The organism is Streptomyces lydicus, from assembly GCF_000717345.1.
In the GTDB taxonomy this organism is placed as follows: Bacteria; Actinomycetota; Actinomycetes; order Streptomycetales; family Streptomycetaceae; genus Streptomyces; species Streptomyces lydicus.
Map to the genome: position 1 here is coordinate 58,965 of NZ_JNZA01000038.1, position 16,393 is coordinate 75,357.

Genomic DNA, 16,393 nt, shown 5'->3' on the forward strand with positions numbered 1-16,393 from the left:
CATGACCAGAACAACGAGCTACCTGATCGAAGAGGCAGGGCCTAGCCGGGCACGTCCATCCGCTGCGTGCCGACGACCGACAGCAGGCGCAGGGCCTCCGCGGACGGGCTGCCGGGGGTGGCGGTGTAGAGGACGACCCGCTGGTCGCGGTCCGCGACGTCGAGGACGTCGCAGTTGACGGCGATCGGACCGACGACCGGGTGGTGGAAGGTCTTGCAGAGGGCGGGCGCGGCGGTCACGTCGTGGCCGGCCCAGAGGCGGGCGAACTCGTCGCTGCCGACGACGAGTTCGTCGACCAGGGCGGCCACCTCGGGGTCGTCGGGGTAGCGGGCCGCGGTGGCGCGCAGGTGCTGGGCCGACGTCCGGAAGAACTCGTCCGCGTCCGAGACGCCGTACAGCGGCCGGCCGTGGCCGGGCGGGCCGAGGAAGGCGCGCCGGACGAGGTTGCGGTCCCGGCGCGGCAGCGCGGAGAAGTCCTCCATCAGGGCCGCGGCCAGGTCGTTCCAGGCAATGACCTCGTACGTCGCCGACAGCACGATCGCCGCGGCCTGCGGCAGCCGGTCCAGCAGGTCGACGATGCTCTGCCGCACCTCCCGCGAAGGCCCCGGCGGGGGGCCGGGCGGGGCGCCGGCGAGGTGGTGGAGGTGGTCGCGTTCGACGTCCGACAGGCGCAGTGCGCGGGCGAGTTGGGCCAGCACCTCGCGGGACGGGCGCGGGCCGCGGGCCTGCTCCAGGCGCGTGTAGTACTCGGTCGAGATGAACGCCAGCTGTGCCACCTCCTCGCGGCGGAGCCCCGGGGTGCGGCGGCGCGGCCCGGCGGGCAGGCCCACGTCGGCGGGGGTGATGCGCTCGCGTCGGGTGCGCAGGAAGGCGGCCAGTTCTCGTCGGTCCACGTCATCAGTGTGCGTGGTCGCCGGGATGGCGAGCCAGGTACCGCCGGTGCCTGGATGGGGGCGGCGGCGGGGCACAGGCTCGTCGGCATGAACACGAACAGGAACACCGGAACCACGCCCGTCCCGTCCGCCGTGACGTCGGGCCTCCTCGCCGACAAGGTCGCCTTCCTCACCGGCGCGAGCCGCGGCATCGGCGCCGCCGCGGCGCGGCTCTTCGCCCGGGAAGGAGCCAAGGTGCTTCTCGCGGCCCGTACGGAGTCCCAGCTCAAGGCGGTGACGGAGGAGATCCGGGCGGCCGGCGGCACCGCGGACCACGTGCGGTGCGACCTGGCCGACCCGGCGAGCGTGCGGGCCGCCGTCGACCGGGCCGTGGAGCTGTACGGGCGGCTCGACGTGGCCTTCAACAACGGTGCGACGGGGCAGCCGCCCGTTCCCATGGACGAGTTGCCGGAGGCCGACTTCGACCACGTCGTCGCGGTCAACCTCAAGGGCCCGTGGCTGGCCATGAGCGCCGAGATCGCCGCCATCCGCGCCACCGCGAAGCGCGGGGCCGTCGTCAACACCTCCAGCGTGGGCAGCCTGATGGCCAACCCCTGGCTGCCCGCGTACGGCGCGGCGAAGCGGGCGGTCAACAGCCTCACCGCGTCGGCAGCGGCCACGTACGGCCCGGAGGGCATCCGCGTCAACGCCATCGCGCCCGGCACCACGCTCACCGAGATGCTCGACGAGTGGGAGGCGAAAGCGCCCGGCACCATCGCGCAGCTCAACGCCCAGACGCCGCTGGGCCGCGCCGCCGATCCGGAGGAGATCGCCCAGGCCGCCGCCTGGCTCCTCAGCGACCGCGCGTCCTACGTCACCGGCACGGTCCTCCGGGTCGACGGCGGCATGCGCGCCTGAGCGGGAACGGGCGTCCGCGGCCGGGGAGCGGGAAAAGCAGTGGAGGGGGACGACGTCGGGTTGGTAGCGTCCGGGCGACCGTGCGACCGCCCGAGGAGGTGAGACCCCATGAACGCTGTATCTGTGTGGGTGCTCCCCCGCTGTGTCACGGTCGGCGATTGACGTAGGTGTCGCCGGGAGCGCCGCAACCAAGGCACTCCCGAAAGGCAACAACCATGCATTCTCTGAATTTCACCGCGGAGACATCGTCGAACGGTGTCGTCGAACGCGACTTCACGGTGGGCGACGTCACCGGCGCACTCTGGTCCCCGGCCGCCGGCCCCGCCCGCGCGCCTCTGGTGCTGATGGGGCACGGCGGCGGCATGCACCGGAAGGCACCGGGGATGGTGGGCCGTGCCCACCGCCTGGTGGCCGACGGCGGCTTCCACGTCGCCACCATCGACGCGCCCGGTCACGGCGGCCGGCCGCGCACGGCGCACGACGAGCAAGAGATCGCCGTGATGCAGCGGGCGATGAAGGCGGGCGAGCCGGTCGGCCCGATCGTCGTCCGCTACAACGCCCACCTCGCGGAACGCGCCGTGCCGGAGTGGCAGGCGACGCTGGACGCTCTCCAGGCACTGCCGGAGATCGGCCCCGAAGGGCCGGTCGGCTACTTCGGCCTGAACATGGGCACCGCGATCGGGGTGCCGTTCGTGGCGATCGAACCAAGGGTCACCGCCGCGGTCTTCGGTCTGCACTGGCCCGATCGCCTGGCCGGGGCGGCGCAGCAGATCACCATCCCGATCGAGTTCATGCTCCAGTGGGACGACGAGCACATCCCGCGCGAGTCCGGCCTCGCGTTGTTCGACGCCTTCGCCTCGAAGGAGAAGACGCTGCACGCCAACGCGGGCCGGCACAAGGAGCTGCCCCGCTTCGAGGCCGACAGCGCGGTCCGGTTCTTCGTCCGGCAGCTCGGGTCCGTCAGGGCACCGGCCTGACCTGACCGGCGCCGGCGTCCGGCCACCGGCCGGGCGCCGGCACCCGGGGCCTCAACTCTGCGGTGCAGTAGGTGAATGGGTGCCCGATCCGTCGATCGGCGCCTGTCAGTGCCCGGCCCTAGGCTCCCCCCATGAGCTCCCTGCCCTACGCCGACCCGGCCGGCGTCACCGCCCCGCGCCTCTCCGTCACCCAGATCACCCGCATCCACCCGCCCGCCCCGGCCCGCTACGACCAGCACACCATCACCCGGGCACCGGCCCACGACCCCGTACGCGCCCGGCAGGTCGTGAACGAGCTGAGCACGGTCGCCGGCGTGCTGGAAGAGCTCGATCCGGTGCGCCGCAGAGACCTTGGCCACCCCCGGGTGCCGGCGGACCTGGACTATGTGGCCGTCGGCTGCTGGGGAACCGCGGTGCAGATCACCGACCCCGCGTTCGGCGAGAACGGCATCACCTACAACCTCGACGACGCGTTCGACGCGCAGGTCAAGGAGCACCCGGACGCCCGCATCCTCGGCGTCTGCGAGATGGGCTTCTCCGAGACCTACGCCAAGTACCTCGTCCACGTCCCCGGCGTGCCCCGCGTCGGCGCGGACGGCTGGGACGACATGGACCTCACCGGGGACCCCGCACAGACCCTCCGCGCCGTCGGGGCCACCGCGGGAGAGCCCGGCAGCGCGGATGTCTCTCTCGACGACCTCGAAGGGTTCATCTGGAGCGACTACTTGGACGTCCTCGCCTGCGGCCTCCACGTCCCCTTCGTCAGCGAGCAGTTGCGGGTGTCCGTCTTCAAGGTCACCCGCTCCGAGGACGTCCAGGACGCCATCGAAGAGGTCTGGCACCGGGACTGACCGGACCGGCCGGCACAGCCGCCACCGGTCCGCGGACGTCAGACCGCCGGGGTCGCCGCCCAGCTGGCCAGGAGCCGTACCCGCTCCTCCGTCTGCGAGCCCGGCTCCGGCGTGTAGACCACCAGCATCTGGTCCGTGTCCCCGGACACCGTCAACGTCTCGTACGGCAGGACGAGTTCACCCGCCACCGGGTGCAGCATGCGCTTCGCGCCGTACGTCTTCTCCTTGACCTGGTGGTCCGCCCACAGCCGGCGGAAGTCCGCACTGCCCAGCGACAACTCGCCCACCAGCGTGGCCAGTTTCCGGTCCCGGGGGTGTTTACCCGCGTCCAGACGCAGATGGGCGACCGTCTCGGCGGCCACCGCCGGCCAGTCCGGGTAGAACTCGCGCGCCCGCGGGTCGAGGAACACCTGACGCGGCATGTTCCGCTCCGCGGGCGCCATCTGCGAGAAGCCGACGACGGCGTCGCCCAGGGCGTTCCACGCGAGCACGTCCATGCGGCGGCCGAGCACGAACGCCGGGACCTTCTCGATGGTGTCCAGCAGGAGGCGCAGACCGGGGCGGACCTTCTGGGGCGCGGGCCCGGCGGCGGACCCGCGGCGGGCGGTGGCGGCGGGCCTGGCCACCGTCCGCAGGTACTCCTGTTCGGTGGCGTCGAGGCGCAGGACGCGCCCGATGGCGTCGAGCACGGCATCCGAGACGGAGGAGCCGCGGCCCTGTTCGAGGCGGATGTAGTAGTCGACGCTGACCCCCGCCAGCTGAGCGACCTCCTCGCGGCGCAGGCCCGGCACCCGCCGCCTGCCGTGGCCCGGCAGGCCGACTTCCTCGGGCTGTACGCGGGCGCGCCGGGAGCGCAGGAAATCGCCGACTTCCCCGTCCATGGATATGTCCATGCCACTGATCCTAGGTGCCCGGGACGCTCCGATCCTGGTACTGCGATACCCAGGAAAACGGCAGCCCTGGGTAAGTCCGGCGGCCCGGCCCAGGCTGGTGGTCGTCGCCGGGAGAGGCCCGGCGGCGAGCACCACGGACCCGACCACCCAGGAGTTCCCATGTCGTACGCCACCCTCGCCGGCCGCACCGCTGTCATCACCGGAGCCGCCAGCGGCATGGGCGAGGCCACCGCCCGGCTGCTCGCCGCGCACGGTGCCCGGGTGGCGCTGCTCGCCCGCCGGACGGAGCGGCTGACGGAGCTGGCCGCGGCGATCGAGGCGGCCGGCGGCCAGGCCCTCCCGGTCACCGCCGACGTCACCGACCAGACCTCCGTCGACGCCGCGGTGGAGCAGGTGCACGCCGCCTACGGCCGGGTCGACCTGGTGGTCAACGCGGCCGGCGTGATGCTGCCGAACCCGGTCACCGACGGCCGCACCGACGAATGGCAGCGGATGCTCGACACCAACGTCTCCGGCGCGCTGCGCGTCCTCCGCGCCTTCACCCCGGACCTGATCGCGGTCGCGGCGGACGGCGGGACGGCCGACCTGGTGAACATCTCCTCGATCGGCGCGCACATCGCCTTCCCCCACTACGCGGTGTACGGCGCGACGAAGGCCGCGCTGACGTACCTCTCGCAGTCCCTGCGCACCGAGCTGGGCCCGCGCGACGTCCGCGTCACCAACATCGAACCGGGCCTCACCGACACCGAGCTGGGCGGCCACATCGACAACGCCGAGCTGGCCGGCCAGCTGGACGGGATGTTCGACGCCCTGCAGGGGCTGTCGGCGGACGACATCGCGGACCTGATCGCGTACACCACCAGCCGCGCCCGCCACGTGAACCTGCGCCAGGCGATCGTGCTGCCCACGCGGCAGGCGTGACCCCGCCGCGCCGCCGCCCCGGGACGTGCACCGCGGGGGCGGCGGCAGTACGGGCCGGGCCGGGCTACGCCGCGTCCGCGGCGGCCATCAGCGCCGCGATGTCGATCTTCTTCATCCCGAAGATGGCCTTCATGGCACGCGCCGCCCGGTCCCGGTCCGGGTCGTTCAGCAGCTCGGCCATGCCGCCCGGCGCGACCTGCCAGGACAGCCCGTACTTGTCCTTCAGCCAGCCGCAGGGGCCCTCCTCGCCGCCGCCCTCGGTGAGCTTGGACCAGTAGTAGTCGATCTCTTCCTGGTCGGCGCACTCGATGAGCAGCGAGACCGCCTCGCTGAAGGTGAACTGGGGACCGCCGTTGAGCGCCAGGTAGCCCTGCCCGTCGAGCTCGAACTCCACGGTCAGGACGCTGCCGGCCTGGCCCGGGCCCGCGTCGGTGTAGTGGGTGACGGCGGTGATCCTGGAATTCGGGAACACCGAGCAGTAGAACTCGGCCGCTTCCTTGCCCTGGGTGTCGAACCAGAGGTTGGGGGTGATCTTGGGCATGTGCTTCTCCCTGTGCCGGTGTCGCCGCCGAGGCCGCGCCTGTGCTGTCCCTCTACAGACCGTCGCACCGGTCGGAAGTCATCGCTATCCCGGAGCCTTTTCGCACCGCCCGAACGGGGTCCGCCGCCGCACCGGCGCCCGCGGGCCCGGCCCGGCCGCCGCTACTTCCAGGTGAAGGTGATGTCCCGGGTGTCGAGGTGCATCCCCAGCGGCACCCGCCAGGCGTCCACGCACACCCGCCAGCTGCCGGTCTTCCGTGCGCCGGGGTCGAGGGGAAGCGGGAGCCGGTGGCGCGAGCTGATGGTGGCCCAGTCGATGCCGAGGGCGCCGATGATGTGCGTACCGAAGGTGACCGTGCCGGCCGTCACGGGCGCGTCGCCGGTGTTGAGGAAGTCGAGGGTGACCCGCTGGCACCAGCGGACGTCGGTACCGTCCCGGCCGGGGTTGCCGACGAGCAGGCCGTCGGGGGCGCCCGGGCCGGCGGGAAGGCGCGGCGAGGGTGGCTCGGGGGACGGGGAGCCGGGGCTGCCCGGGGGGTGCGGGGTGCCGTGCGGCGGGGCGGAACCGCCGGGGGACGGGCGCGGGGGCGCGGGGGTGTCACCGCTGCCGGGGGAGCCCGTGGGCGAGGAAGCCGAGGGCCCGGATCCCGGAGCCCGGCCGGTCTGCCCCTCGCCGGCGTCGTCGCGCGCGGGGCCTGTCCGGGGCTGCGCGGTCCGGTTTCCGTCCCGGCCCGGGCCATGGCCGCCGTGGCCGGTCCGGTCGCCCGGTGCGCCATGCGCGGCCCGGTCGCCGTGGGCGCCGTCCAGCGGCGTCAGCTCGACGCCGTCCCGGGGCGCTACGGGCCCGGTCGGCGCGTGGTCGTCGGCGGGGCCTGCCGCGCCGACCGCGACATAGCCCTGGTCGGCGGCGTCCCCGCAGCCGGTGAGCAGGACACCCAGACACAGCGCGGCCGCCGAGGCGGCGGCAAGAGTCGTTGTCGTCCGTCGCATCCGCCCAGTGTTGCTGACGGTGCGTCAGGTGTATAGGGGGCCGACCGGTACCCGGTGCGGCTCTGCAACTGTCCGCCGAGCGGCGCGGAGCGTGTGAAGGCCCCTCGGCGGACCGTTCCTCAATCGGAGATGAGCCCCTCGCGCAGCTGCGCCAGGGTGCGGGTGAGCAGGCGCGAGACGTGCATCTGGGAGATGCCGACCTCCTCGCCGATCTGGGACTGCGTCATGTTGGCGAAGAAGCGCAGCATGATGATCTGCCGCTCACGGGCCGGGAGTTTGGCCAGCAGGGGCTTGAGCGACTCGCGGTACTCCACGCCCTCCAGGGCGGTGTCCTCGTAGCCGAGGCGGTCCGCGAGGGAGCCCTCGCCGCCGTCGTCCTCGGGGGAGGGCGAGTCCAGCGAGGAGGCGGTGTACGCGTTGCCGACGGCCAGGCCGTCGACCACGTCCTCCTCCGACACCCCGAGGCACAGGGCGAGTTCGGGAACGGTGGGCGAGCGGTCGAGCTTCTGGGAGAGCTCGTCGCTGGCCTTGGTGAGGGCGAGCCGGAGCTCCTGGAGCCGGCGGGGGACCCGTACCGACCACGAGGTGTCGCGGAAGAAGCGCTTGATCTCACCGACGACGGTGGGCATCGCGAACGTCGGGAATTCCACCCCGCGTTCGCAGTCGAAACGGTCGATCGCCTTGATCAGGCCGATCGTTCCGACCTGGACGATGTCCTCCATCGGCTCGTTGCGGCTGCGGAAGCGGGCCGCCGCGTACCGCACGAGGGGGAGGTTGAGTTCGATGAGCGTGTCACGGACGTACGTACGCTCCGCGCAGTCCTTGTCGAGCGAGGCCAGCCGCAGGAACAGGGAGCGGGAGAGCGTGCGGGTGTTGATGGAGTCGTCGTCATGCACGTGCGGTGCGGGCGCGGGAATCGCGGGAAGCACCTTTGAGCTGCCCAGTTCTACGGACATGCCACCCCCTTGAGGTCGCGGACGGGACGCTGCGGCACCCCCGGTCCGGGTGGACCGAGGAGTGATACCTCCACCTGAATACCGGAGCAAGAGCTACGGCAAACGCGGTTCCTGCAGAATGTCACATGTCGGCAACACGCTGTAGCGCCTTGTCGACTTATCTGTGCAGGCAGGACCGGGTGCCGGTCGCCCGTGCCGGTTAGGCGTCGATCCTGTTTGCGGATCGAAGCCGAGCGAAGCTCCGCGACAGTAGCCGCGACACATGCATCTGCGACACCCCCAGTTCGGCACTGATCTGGGACTGCGTCAGATTGCTGTAGTAACGCAGCAGGAGGATGCGCTGCTCGCGTTCGGGGAGCTGGACGAGGAGGTGCCGCACCAGGTCGCGGTGCTCGACGCCGGCCAGTTCGGGGTCCTCGTATCCGAGGCGGTCCAGCAGGCCGGGCAGGCCGTCGCCCTCCTGGGCCGCCTCCAGCGAGGTGGCGTGATACGAACGGCCGGCCTCCAGGCAGGCCAGCACCTCGTCCTCGCCGATCTTCAGCCGCTCGGCGATCTCGGCGGTGGTGGGCGAGCGCCCGTGCAGCACGGTCAGATCCTCGGTGGCGCCGTTGACCTGCACCCACAGCTCGTGGAGGCGGCGCGGCACATGGACCGTACGAACATTGTCTCGAAAGTAGCGTTTGATCTCGCCGACGACGGTGGGCATCGCGAAGGTCGGGAACTGGACGCCCCGGTCGGGGTCGAAGCGGTCGATCGCGTTGATCAGCCCGATCGTGCCGACCTGGATGACGTCCTCCATCGGCTCATTACGGCTGCGGAAGCGCGCCGCGGCGTAGCGGACCAGCGGCAGGTTGGCCTCGATGAGGGCGGCCCGGACGCGGCTGTGCTCGGGGGTGCCGGGCTCCAGATCGGCCAGCTCCGCGAACAGCACCTGTGTGAGCGCCCGCGTGTCCGCGCTCCGGCTCTCGCGGGATGGAGCCTTGGGCGCAGTACGGGCCGTCACGGTCACGCCACCCTTCACAGTGCTCGCAGCATCTACTCGTAGAGGATGTATCCGGCAAAAGCGGTCATAGCATCACAAGACATGTGCACTGTGTGCAAGCACCCCATAACGCCGTGTTGAACCGAGAGTTGAGCGAGGGAGGCGGGGTGGTGGGGAAGGCGCGCGGGGCGGCCGGGTGGCGCTGCCGGGCCGGGGCACGCAGAAGCCCCCCGCCCGTGGGGGCGAGGGGCTCCGGAGCGCGGTCCGCGGACGGACCGCGGCTCAGAATTCGTAGTCGGCGATCACCCAGGTGGCGAATTCTCGCCACTGAGCGGCGGCCGCCTGATGGGCCGGGTGCTCCAGGTAGCGCTTGAGAGCGTCCTTGTCGGCCACCGCCGAGTTGATCGCGAAGTCGTAGGCGATCGGACGGTCGGTGATGTTCCAGGCGAACTCCCAGAACGTCAGCTCCTCGATCTGGTCCTTGAGCCCCTCGAAGGCGCGGACGCCGGCCTGCACCCGCTCCTCGTCGCGGGAGACGCCGTCGTTGAGCTTGAACAGGACCAGGTGGCGGATCACAGGGGCCTCCGTGCGGCGGGCGATCACCAGGCCGGCCGGCGGGCGGACGGCCCTAGCTGATCAGCTGGGTCATGAACTGCCCGACGCCCTGGGCGGCGGACGAGATGCCCTCGAAGCCTATCTGCACCAGCTGGGCGGCCCGCTGCGGGGAGGTGATGATCGTGTACAGCACGAAGACGATGAGTATGTACAGCACGATCTTCTTCGCCTGTGCCATCGAACCTGTCTCCCCTGTGGCAGTCGCCTGCGGCAGTGCCTGCACCTCCCGGTTGCAGTCGGGCGAGTGTAACCACACGTGTTCGAGCGCGGGACCCGTGGCGGCGGCCGGTCTCGCGCGCTGACCGGGACTTTATGGACCAAAGGCCCGCCAAAGGGGGCCCTTCGTCCGCCTGTTGGGACCGGCCGCACAGGCACCATGAGTGAGGTGGCCCGGTGGATCTGGCAGGAATCGCCGGGCCCGGGACCCGGCCTCACTGCGGGGTCCGCGCCGTGAGCTTCCCCCTGACAGCGGCGTGGACTGCGAGGCCGGTCCGCATCGGGGGAGGCGGCCGTCCCCGGACGTCCGCCTCCCCCGGCCGACCTGGAGCCCCGGCTCCGCGCCGACCCCTCGGCCCGGAGCCGGGGCTAGGGCGTGTCTTTCGGATCAGCCGGGCCCGGGCTGATCCGAAAGACACGCCCTGCGTCATGTTCACGGCGCAACCGGCCGCCACCGCCACGCGTCCCTCCGCACGTACGGCTCCCGCCCAAAGGCATCATGTACGCGACAGCACGGAGCGCGGCAGGCCGCCGCGCGCGGGACCACGAAAGGAACACGGGGCGCCAACGATGAAGATCGACTGGGACCGGCGTACCTGCGCACGCCGCGGGCACACCACCTACCTCCCGAACGAGGAACACCTCCGGGACCGGCTGCGCGCCGACACCGCCCTGGGAGAGGCGTGGCGCTGCCTGCGCTGCGGCGACTTCGTCCTCGGCGCGCCGCACGGCTCCGGACCGGCCGACGACGCCCCGCTGGTCCCGCGCGGCAAGGTCCTGCGCGACCTGTTCGTCCTGCGGTTCCTGGCCGTCGAACGAGCTGTGCGCGGGGTATTCATCGTGCTGGCCGCGATCGGCGTCTGGCAGTTCAGCAACCGCAAGGACGCGGTCCGCAGCTTCTTCGACGAGTACATCGCGGTGCTCCGCCCGGTCGCCCGGCACTTCCACTACGACCTGGACCACTCACCCGTCGTCGGCACCATCCAGAAGACCTTCGGCTACCGGCACTCCACCCTGCTGCTGGTCGCCGTGCTGCTGCTGGTGTACGCCCTGGTGGAGATCGTCGAGGGCGTGGGCCTCTGGTACGCCAAGCGCTGGGCGGAATACCTGACGGTGGTGGCGACCGCGGCGTTCCTGCCGCTGGAGATCTACGAGCTGACCGAGAAGGTCAGCTGGCTCAAGATCGCCACCCTGGTGATCAACATCCTGGCGGTGCTCTACATCGCCCTCACCAAGCGGCTGTTCGGGCTACGCGGCGGCCGCGCGGCCTTCGACGCGGAACGGCACAGCGTCTCGCTCCTGGAGGTCGAGACCTCGGCCGGGGTCTCCACCGCCGCCCATAATGGCTGAACGTACCAACCAAAGGGGGGACCGCAGCATGCCCATGAACTCCGCACGGCCCACGTCCGATTCGTCCCACGCAGCCGCCCGCCGCCCGGCCACCGCCCGCCGCCGGCCCGCCGTCGTCCTGGCACTCCTCGTCGGCCTGCTGGCCGCGGCCGCCGCCCCGGCCACCGCGGCGGCCCGCGGCACGGAGCAGCCCGCCCGCACCGCGACCACCGCCGGCGCGCCGGCCCGGTCCGCCGTGGCCCCCGCCGAGCGCCCGGCCGCCGTGCAGCCCGCCTCGTTCCGCCACCACAGCGCGCACCACGCCAGCCACCACAACACGGTCTTCAAGACCAAGAAGTCCAAGTGGAAGTCCAAGGTCAAGTCCAAGGTGAAGAAGAAGACCGGCTTCTTCAAGAAGCTGGGCATCTTCCTGATCGTGCTGTTCGTGGTCTTCCTGGCCGTCGTGGCGCTGGTGATCTGGCTGATCGTCCGCTTCTTCCGCCGCGCCTCCCGCAACAGGCGCGACGGCAACCTGACATGACGCCCCGGACATGACGCCCCGGACATGACGAGGGCCCCGATCCCTGGAGGATCGGGGCCCTTCGTCTTCGAGCGGTAGCGGTGGGATTTGAACCCACGGAGGAGTTGCCCCCTCACGCGCTTTCGAGGCGCGCTCCTTCGGCCGCTCGGACACGCTACCGAGAGAGAGCTTAGCCCAAGGGTGGCCGTGCGCCGAAATCGGATTCCACCGCGGGACCGGCGTGGCGTGGCCGGGCGGCTTCTGCCCCTGGTCAGCGGTCGCGGAAGAAGGCGGTGAGCCGCTCCGCGCACTCCTCTTCCAGCACGCCGGTGATGACCTCGGGCCGGTGATTGAGACGTCGGTCACGCACCACGTCCCACAGCGAGCCGACCGCACCGGCCTTGGCGTCGCGGGCGCCGTAGACCACCCGGTCGACCCGGGAGAGCACGACCGCGCCGGCACACATCGTGCACGGTTCGAGGGTGACGACGAGCGTCGCGCCGGTCAGCCGCCACGACCCGGTGGCGCGGGCCGCCTCGCGCAGCGCGAGGACCTCGGCGTGCGCGGTCGGGTCGCCGGTCGCCTCGCGCTCGTTGCGGCCGGTGCCCAGGACCGTACCGTCCGCGGACAGCACGACGGCGCCCACCGGGACGTCACCTGTCCCGGGGGCGCGGGCCGCCTCGCCCAGCGCCCGGCGCATCGGCGCGATCCAGGGATCGCGCAGAGGATCGGGCGCGGGGGAAGGGGACGAACCGGGCAACGGACCGGACTGGGGGACACTCATGCCACCCAGTGTCGGTGACCGGACTACCGGACGGCCTCCAGGACCTCCGTGCAGCCGAGGGCGTCGGCGATCTCGCCGAGCGCGTCGCTGTCGAGGCTGAGCAGCTCCTTCTCGCTGATGCCGAGGTCCTCCAGGAGCCGGGCGTCGCCGAGCGGGCCGGCCGGGACGGGGGTGTCCGCCTCGGTGTCCTGCTCGGTCGCGTCCTGCGCGTCGGGTTCGCCGTCCTCCGTGCCGTCCAGGTCAAGGCTGTCGAGTTCGTCCTCGACGTCCTTGTCGCGGCCGAGCAGCTCGTCGGTCAGCATCGCACCGTACGAGCTGCGTTGCGCCGCGACGGCGTTGGAGATGAACACCCGGGGGTCGTCGTCGCCGTCGACCCGGACGACGCCGAACCAGGCGTCCTCCTGCTCCAGGAACGCCACCACCGTGTCGTCGTCGACCGCCGCCTCTCGGGCCAGATCGGCCAGATCGGTCAGGGTCTCCACATCGTCGAGCTCCGTATCGCTCGCTTCCCACCCGTCTTCGGTGCGCGCGAGCAGTGCGGCGAAGTACACCGTGACTCTCCCACTGGTCATAGGCGTGCCGGGCCGGGCGGGGCGGCGCTGCACGCCGTTGGTCCCGCCCCTTGCGGAATCGTGGCAGAAACATGGCGATCGCGCGGGGTCTTCGGCGCTGCGTCGTGCGGAGGTTGTGCGAGATGTCGCTCACGTGCCGCAGCGGGGACGGGTTGTACGCCGGTAGTTCCGCTACCAGCGGAACCGGTCCCCTACCAGCGGAATGTGCGCATCCGCACGGCCTGGCGCATCCGCTCGGCCCGTGCGCGGCGCGGCTGGACGCGGTTGCGCAGCTCCTTGGCCTCGTGCAGTTCGCGCAGGAATTGCGCCCGGCGCCTTCGGCGCGCCGCCTCGCTCTCGTCGGCGGCGTCGCCGCCGGGCACGGCGCCGGCCGTGTCCTCGGTCCGCTGGGGCTCGTGCACGCGCTACACCACCTCGGGCGGGATCGTCGCCCGACGGCGGGTCGGTCGCTCGGGCGTACGTCCCCACTTTCCCCCGTTCCGGTGGTTTGATGCCAGCCTGCCCCGCCGCGCCCCCCACCGCACGACGGGCGTCGGCACTCTCCGCCTCGGTTACTGTCGATGTCATGCGGATCCACGTCGTCGACCACCCGCTGGTGGCGCACAAACTCACCACACTGCGCGACAAGCGCACCGATTCCCCCACCTTCCGGCGGCTTGCCGACGAGCTGGTCACCCTGCTCGCCTACGAGGCCACCCGTGATGTGCGCACCGAGCAGGTCGACATCGAGACGCCGGTCACGGCGACCACCGGGGTGCGGCTCTCGCACCCGCGGCCGCTGGTCGTGCCGATCCTGCGGGCCGGGCTGGGCATGCTGGAGGGCATGGTGCGGCTGCTGCCCACCGCCGAGGTCGGCTTCATGGGCATGGTCCGCAACGAGGAGACGTACGAGGCGCACACGTACGCCACGCGGATGCCGGACGACCTCTCGGGCCGGCAGGTCTACGTCGTGGACCCGATGCTGGCGACCGGCGGCACGCTGGTCGCGGCGATCCGGGAGCTGATCACGCGTGGCGCGGACGACGTCACCGCGATCTGTCTGCTGGCCGCGCCGGAGGGCGTCGCGGTGATGGAGAAGGAGCTGGCCGGCGCGCCGGTGACGGTGGTGACGGCGGCGGTCGACGAGCGGCTGAACGAGGCGCGCTACATCGTGCCGGGTCTGGGTGACGCGGGCGACCGGATGTACGGCACCGCCGGCTGATCCCCTGCGTACACGGTTCGGGCCCGCACCACGAGGTGGTGCGGGCCCGAACGCGTGCGGTCAGCAGCGGGTGTCGGCGGCGGGGGCCGGGGACGGGTGGGCCAGCAGGGCCAGGGACTTGGCGGCGGTCTGCTGGGGGGCCAGGTCCTTGAAGCCGTCGCCGATGATCAGGTCGAGTTCGGTGCTCTTGCGGGCGTCGGTCTTCTGCTCGGCGCCGGCGAGCTGGGTGGCGAGCACCTTCAGCGGGCCGTCGGTGGCCGCCTTGGGGCCGAGCAGTATCCCGGCGCCCTTGATCTTCTTGTCGTAGGCGGCCGGGGCGTTGCCCACCTTGCCGATCTTGAAGCCGCGCTTCTTGAGTTCGTCGGCGGTGCGCTTGGCGAGGCCGGAGCGCGGGGTGGCGTTGAAGACGTTGACGGTCAGCGTGGCCGGGGCGGGGGGCTTTCCGGCGGCGGGTGCGGCCTGCGCGGTGGCTGCCTTGGCGCTGTCCTGGCAGTGCTTCTTGCCCTGGGCGGCCCGGGCGGAGTTGCTCTTGCCCCCGAAGACGTCGATGAGCTGCAGGGTGCCCCAGCCCGCCAGGCCGAGGACGCACGCGGCGGCGAGGAGGGTGAGGGCGATCCGGCGGCGGTGTCGGGGACGGCGCATCCGCGGATACCTGTCGCCCGTGATGCGGTACTTCTTACCGCCCATGCCTGGGGGCGTCAGCATGCTCATGGGCGCAGCGTAGTGCGGGCGGCAGTCCGTGCCTACTAGATGATCAACGCGTGGCGCGAGACCCAACCCAAAAGGATCAATTCGGGCGGGGTGAGTTGGGTGGAGTCATGGGCTGACGCGGTGTTTCTGACGGTTTCGGGGTGCCGTCGGCGGTGGTGTCAGTCCAGTTCCAGCACGCGGGCGTGCAGCACCTGGCGCTGCTGGAGCGCGGCGCGGACCGCGCGGTGCAGTCCGTCCTCCAGGTAGAGGTCGCCCTCCCACTTCACGACGTGCGCGAAGAGGTCGCCGTAGAACGTCGAGTCCTCGGCGAGCAGCGTTTCGAGGTCGAGCTGCTGCTTGGTGGTCACCAACTGGTCGAGGCGTACCGGGCGCGGGGCGACATCCGCCCACTGGCGGGTGCTCTCCCGGCCGTGGTCGGGGTACGGCCGCCCATTTCCGATGCGCTTGAAGATCACACGGAAAGCCTACCGGGCGAGCGGCACCGGGCGCAGCCATGCCGCAGCAGTGCAAAAGGATCATTGGCCACAAACATGGATCATTGGTGAGCGAGGGCCCAGGGCGTGCGGGCTCAAGCGCTACGAAAGGGCTTCCGCGCGCCCCCCGTCACCACTTGCGGGCGGCGTCCAGGGTCGGCTGCCAGTAGGTGACCTCGGCGGTGTGCGGGTCGACCCGTACGGGGGCGCGGTCGAGGCCGACCTGGGTGGGGGCGGTGCCGGCGGCCAGGGCCACGCCGAACTGGGAGATCTTTCCGCCGTGCGGGCCCCGTCCGTGCGGGCCGCCGGCCGCGGAGGTGAGGACCGTGGCGTAGGCGGTCGCGTCGGGAGCGAGGACGACGGTCGTCCGCGGTTTGCTGTCCTCGATCACCGGGAGGGCCGGCTGCCGCCCGTCGCCGAAGCGCAGCAGCGGGTAGCCCTGGGCGGCGAAGTCGCAGGTCCGGTCGGAGTAGTTGGTGACGGTGAGCAGCATGCGGCGGTCCGGCCGGTGCGGGGCGCCGGCGTGGAACCTGAGCATTTCGGGCGTGCAGGGGGTGTGTCCGCCGGGGCCGGGCGGCGGGGGGCCGGTGTCCGGCAGGACGGCCGAGGGGGTGGCCGGTGAGACGGCGGTGGCGGGTTCCTCGGGCCGGTTGCCGGTGTGGCCGTGGCAGCCGGTGGTCAGGGCCAGTACGGCGGCGGCGCTCAGACCTGCGGCCACGGCCCGGCGGGCGGTGGCGGTGACGGACGGCATGGCGGCTCCCCCGGGACGGTGGCGTGTACACGACCTTCGGGCCGGGCGCTGGCGATCGGCTAACGCGCGGCTAACGCGGCCGGTGGGGTCCTCGGGCGTCCGGTCAATCGGCTCCCTGGCCGGGCGGGTTGCTGCTGCCCGGGGTCCTCGTGGGCGACGGGGTGGCCGGCGGCCCGGTGGTGTCGGGGGTCGGGGTGGTCGTGCGTCCCGTCCCCGGGAGGGTCGGGGTGGTCGAGGGGGTGCCCCGCGGCGGCTGTCCGGAGGCGGTGCCGGGGGAGCGGGCGCCGGTGGGGTCGGTGGTGCGGCCGGGGTACGTGGGCG

General features: G+C 72.0%; 21 protein-coding genes, 1 tRNA gene and 1 pseudogene. 7 read left to right on the plus strand and 16 right to left on the minus strand.

From position 1 onward, the window contains the following. Positions 1-41: 41 nt before the first annotated feature. Complete coding sequence (locus OO62_RS29435; protein WP_033270669.1) at positions 42-893, minus strand: helix-turn-helix transcriptional regulator; 852 nt, start codon at positions 891-893, stop codon at positions 42-44. An 87-nt stretch (positions 894-980) separates the two neighbouring features. Here OO62_RS29435 and OO62_RS29440 point away from each other — a divergent pair, with 87 nt between their 5' ends. The 3 genes from OO62_RS29440 (at position 981) to OO62_RS29450 (ending at position 3,618) form a co-directional block, all read left to right on the plus strand. Then, positions 981-1,790, plus strand: a complete 810-nt coding sequence (locus tag OO62_RS29440; RefSeq protein ID WP_228332495.1) for an SDR family NAD(P)-dependent oxidoreductase — start codon at positions 981-983, stop codon at positions 1,788-1,790. Between the two features lie 215 nt (positions 1,791-2,005). Further along, entirely contained in the window at positions 2,006-2,767 is a 762-nt protein-coding gene (locus OO62_RS29445) for an alpha/beta fold hydrolase (RefSeq protein ID WP_033270671.1), read from the plus strand. A 131-nt stretch (positions 2,768-2,898) separates the two neighbouring features. After that, positions 2,899-3,618 (plus strand): DUF6333 family protein, encoded by a 720-nt coding sequence (locus tag OO62_RS29450; protein ID WP_033270672.1) that lies wholly within the window; start codon positions 2,899-2,901, stop codon positions 3,616-3,618. Between the two features lie 38 nt (positions 3,619-3,656). Here the strand turns inward: OO62_RS29450 and OO62_RS29455 are convergent, their stop codons facing one another. Continuing rightward, complete coding sequence (locus tag OO62_RS29455) at positions 3,657-4,499, minus strand: helix-turn-helix transcriptional regulator (RefSeq protein WP_033270673.1); 843 nt, start codon at positions 4,497-4,499, stop codon at positions 3,657-3,659. 171 nt (positions 4,500-4,670) lie between these two features. Between OO62_RS29455 and OO62_RS29460 the strand changes: the two genes are divergently transcribed. Continuing rightward, complete coding sequence (locus OO62_RS29460; RefSeq protein ID WP_033270674.1) at positions 4,671-5,432, plus strand: SDR family oxidoreductase; 762 nt, start codon at positions 4,671-4,673, stop codon at positions 5,430-5,432. 64 nt (positions 5,433-5,496) lie between these two features. On the opposite strand, the gene OO62_RS29465 is transcribed toward OO62_RS29460, so the two are convergent. From OO62_RS29465 to OO62_RS40070, 6 genes are all read right to left on the minus strand, one after another. Further along, entirely contained in the window at positions 5,497-5,973 is a 477-nt protein-coding gene (locus tag OO62_RS29465) for a VOC family protein (protein ID WP_033270675.1), read from the minus strand. Positions 5,974-6,134: 161 nt separating this feature from the next. Further along, entirely contained in the window at positions 6,135-6,962 is an 828-nt protein-coding gene (locus OO62_RS29470; RefSeq protein ID WP_033270676.1) for a collagen-like domain-containing protein, read from the minus strand. 119 nt (positions 6,963-7,081) lie between these two features. Beyond that, positions 7,082-7,918, minus strand: coding sequence for an RNA polymerase sigma factor SigF (locus OO62_RS29475; RefSeq protein ID WP_033270677.1), 837 nt, complete (start codon positions 7,916-7,918; stop codon positions 7,082-7,084). A 199-nt stretch (positions 7,919-8,117) separates the two neighbouring features. After that, on the minus strand, positions 8,118-8,927 hold the full coding sequence (locus OO62_RS29480; RefSeq protein ID WP_033270700.1) for an RNA polymerase sigma factor SigF: 810 nt from the start codon (positions 8,925-8,927) through the stop codon (positions 8,118-8,120). Positions 8,928-9,182: 255 nt separating this feature from the next. Next, a complete protein-coding gene (locus OO62_RS29485) occupies positions 9,183-9,476 on the minus strand; it encodes a Dabb family protein (protein ID WP_033270678.1) in 294 nt (97 codons plus the stop codon). Positions 9,477-9,528: 52 nt separating this feature from the next. Further along, the gene (locus OO62_RS40070; RefSeq protein WP_164492941.1) at positions 9,529-9,693 is read right to left on the minus strand and encodes a hypothetical protein; all 165 of its coding nucleotides are present in this window, start codon (positions 9,691-9,693) and stop codon (positions 9,529-9,531) included. Between the two features lie 608 nt (positions 9,694-10,301). On the opposite strand from OO62_RS40070, the gene OO62_RS29490 reads away from it, so the two are divergent. Together OO62_RS29490 and OO62_RS29495 are read left to right on the plus strand one after the other, a co-directional pair. After that, positions 10,302-11,081 (plus strand): DUF2127 domain-containing protein, encoded by a 780-nt coding sequence (locus OO62_RS29490; RefSeq protein ID WP_033270679.1) that lies wholly within the window; start codon positions 10,302-10,304, stop codon positions 11,079-11,081. Positions 11,082-11,109: 28 nt separating this feature from the next. After that, positions 11,110-11,601 (plus strand): DUF1180 domain-containing protein, encoded by a 492-nt coding sequence (locus OO62_RS29495; RefSeq protein ID WP_033270680.1) that lies wholly within the window; start codon positions 11,110-11,112, stop codon positions 11,599-11,601. Between the two features lie 72 nt (positions 11,602-11,673). Here OO62_RS29495 and OO62_RS29500 read toward each other — a convergent pair. The 4 genes from OO62_RS29500 to OO62_RS29515 all read right to left on the minus strand — a co-directional run bounded on the left by OO62_RS29500 (position 11,674) and on the right by OO62_RS29515 (position 13,337). Then, a tRNA-Ser gene (locus OO62_RS29500) sits at positions 11,674-11,760 on the minus strand. A 91-nt stretch (positions 11,761-11,851) separates the two neighbouring features. Continuing rightward, positions 11,852-12,364 (minus strand): tRNA adenosine(34) deaminase TadA, encoded by a 513-nt coding sequence (gene tadA, locus OO62_RS29505; RefSeq protein WP_078617417.1) that lies wholly within the window; start codon positions 12,362-12,364, stop codon positions 11,852-11,854. 23 nt (positions 12,365-12,387) lie between these two features. Continuing rightward, positions 12,388-12,915, minus strand: a complete 528-nt coding sequence (locus tag OO62_RS29510; protein WP_033270682.1) for a tRNA adenosine deaminase-associated protein — start codon at positions 12,913-12,915, stop codon at positions 12,388-12,390. 212 nt (positions 12,916-13,127) lie between these two features. Beyond that, positions 13,128-13,337 (minus strand): hypothetical protein, encoded by a 210-nt coding sequence (locus OO62_RS29515; protein WP_033270683.1) that lies wholly within the window; start codon positions 13,335-13,337, stop codon positions 13,128-13,130. A gap of 164 nt (positions 13,338-13,501) precedes the next feature. On the opposite strand from OO62_RS29515, the gene upp reads away from it, so the two are divergent. Next, entirely contained in the window at positions 13,502-14,137 is a 636-nt protein-coding gene (gene upp, locus OO62_RS29520; protein ID WP_033270684.1) for a uracil phosphoribosyltransferase, read from the plus strand. Between the two features lie 60 nt (positions 14,138-14,197). Here the strand turns inward: upp and OO62_RS29525 are convergent, their stop codons facing one another. From OO62_RS29525 to OO62_RS40240, 4 genes and pseudogenes are all read right to left on the minus strand, one after another. Continuing rightward, positions 14,198-14,848 (minus strand): LytR C-terminal domain-containing protein, encoded by a 651-nt coding sequence (locus tag OO62_RS29525; RefSeq protein WP_033270685.1) that lies wholly within the window; start codon positions 14,846-14,848, stop codon positions 14,198-14,200. Between the two features lie 158 nt (positions 14,849-15,006). Beyond that, complete coding sequence (locus OO62_RS29530) at positions 15,007-15,303, minus strand: type II toxin-antitoxin system VapB family antitoxin (RefSeq protein ID WP_006604254.1); 297 nt, start codon at positions 15,301-15,303, stop codon at positions 15,007-15,009. Positions 15,304-15,451: 148 nt separating this feature from the next. Continuing rightward, positions 15,452-16,072 carry a DUF4232 domain-containing protein gene (locus tag OO62_RS29535; protein ID WP_033270686.1) on the minus strand — a complete coding sequence of 207 codons (621 nt, stop codon included), beginning with the start codon at positions 16,070-16,072 and terminating at the stop codon, positions 15,452-15,454. Between the two features lie 103 nt (positions 16,073-16,175). Beyond that, positions 16,176-16,393: pseudogene (locus OO62_RS40240) on the minus strand (hypothetical protein); the annotation flags it as partial.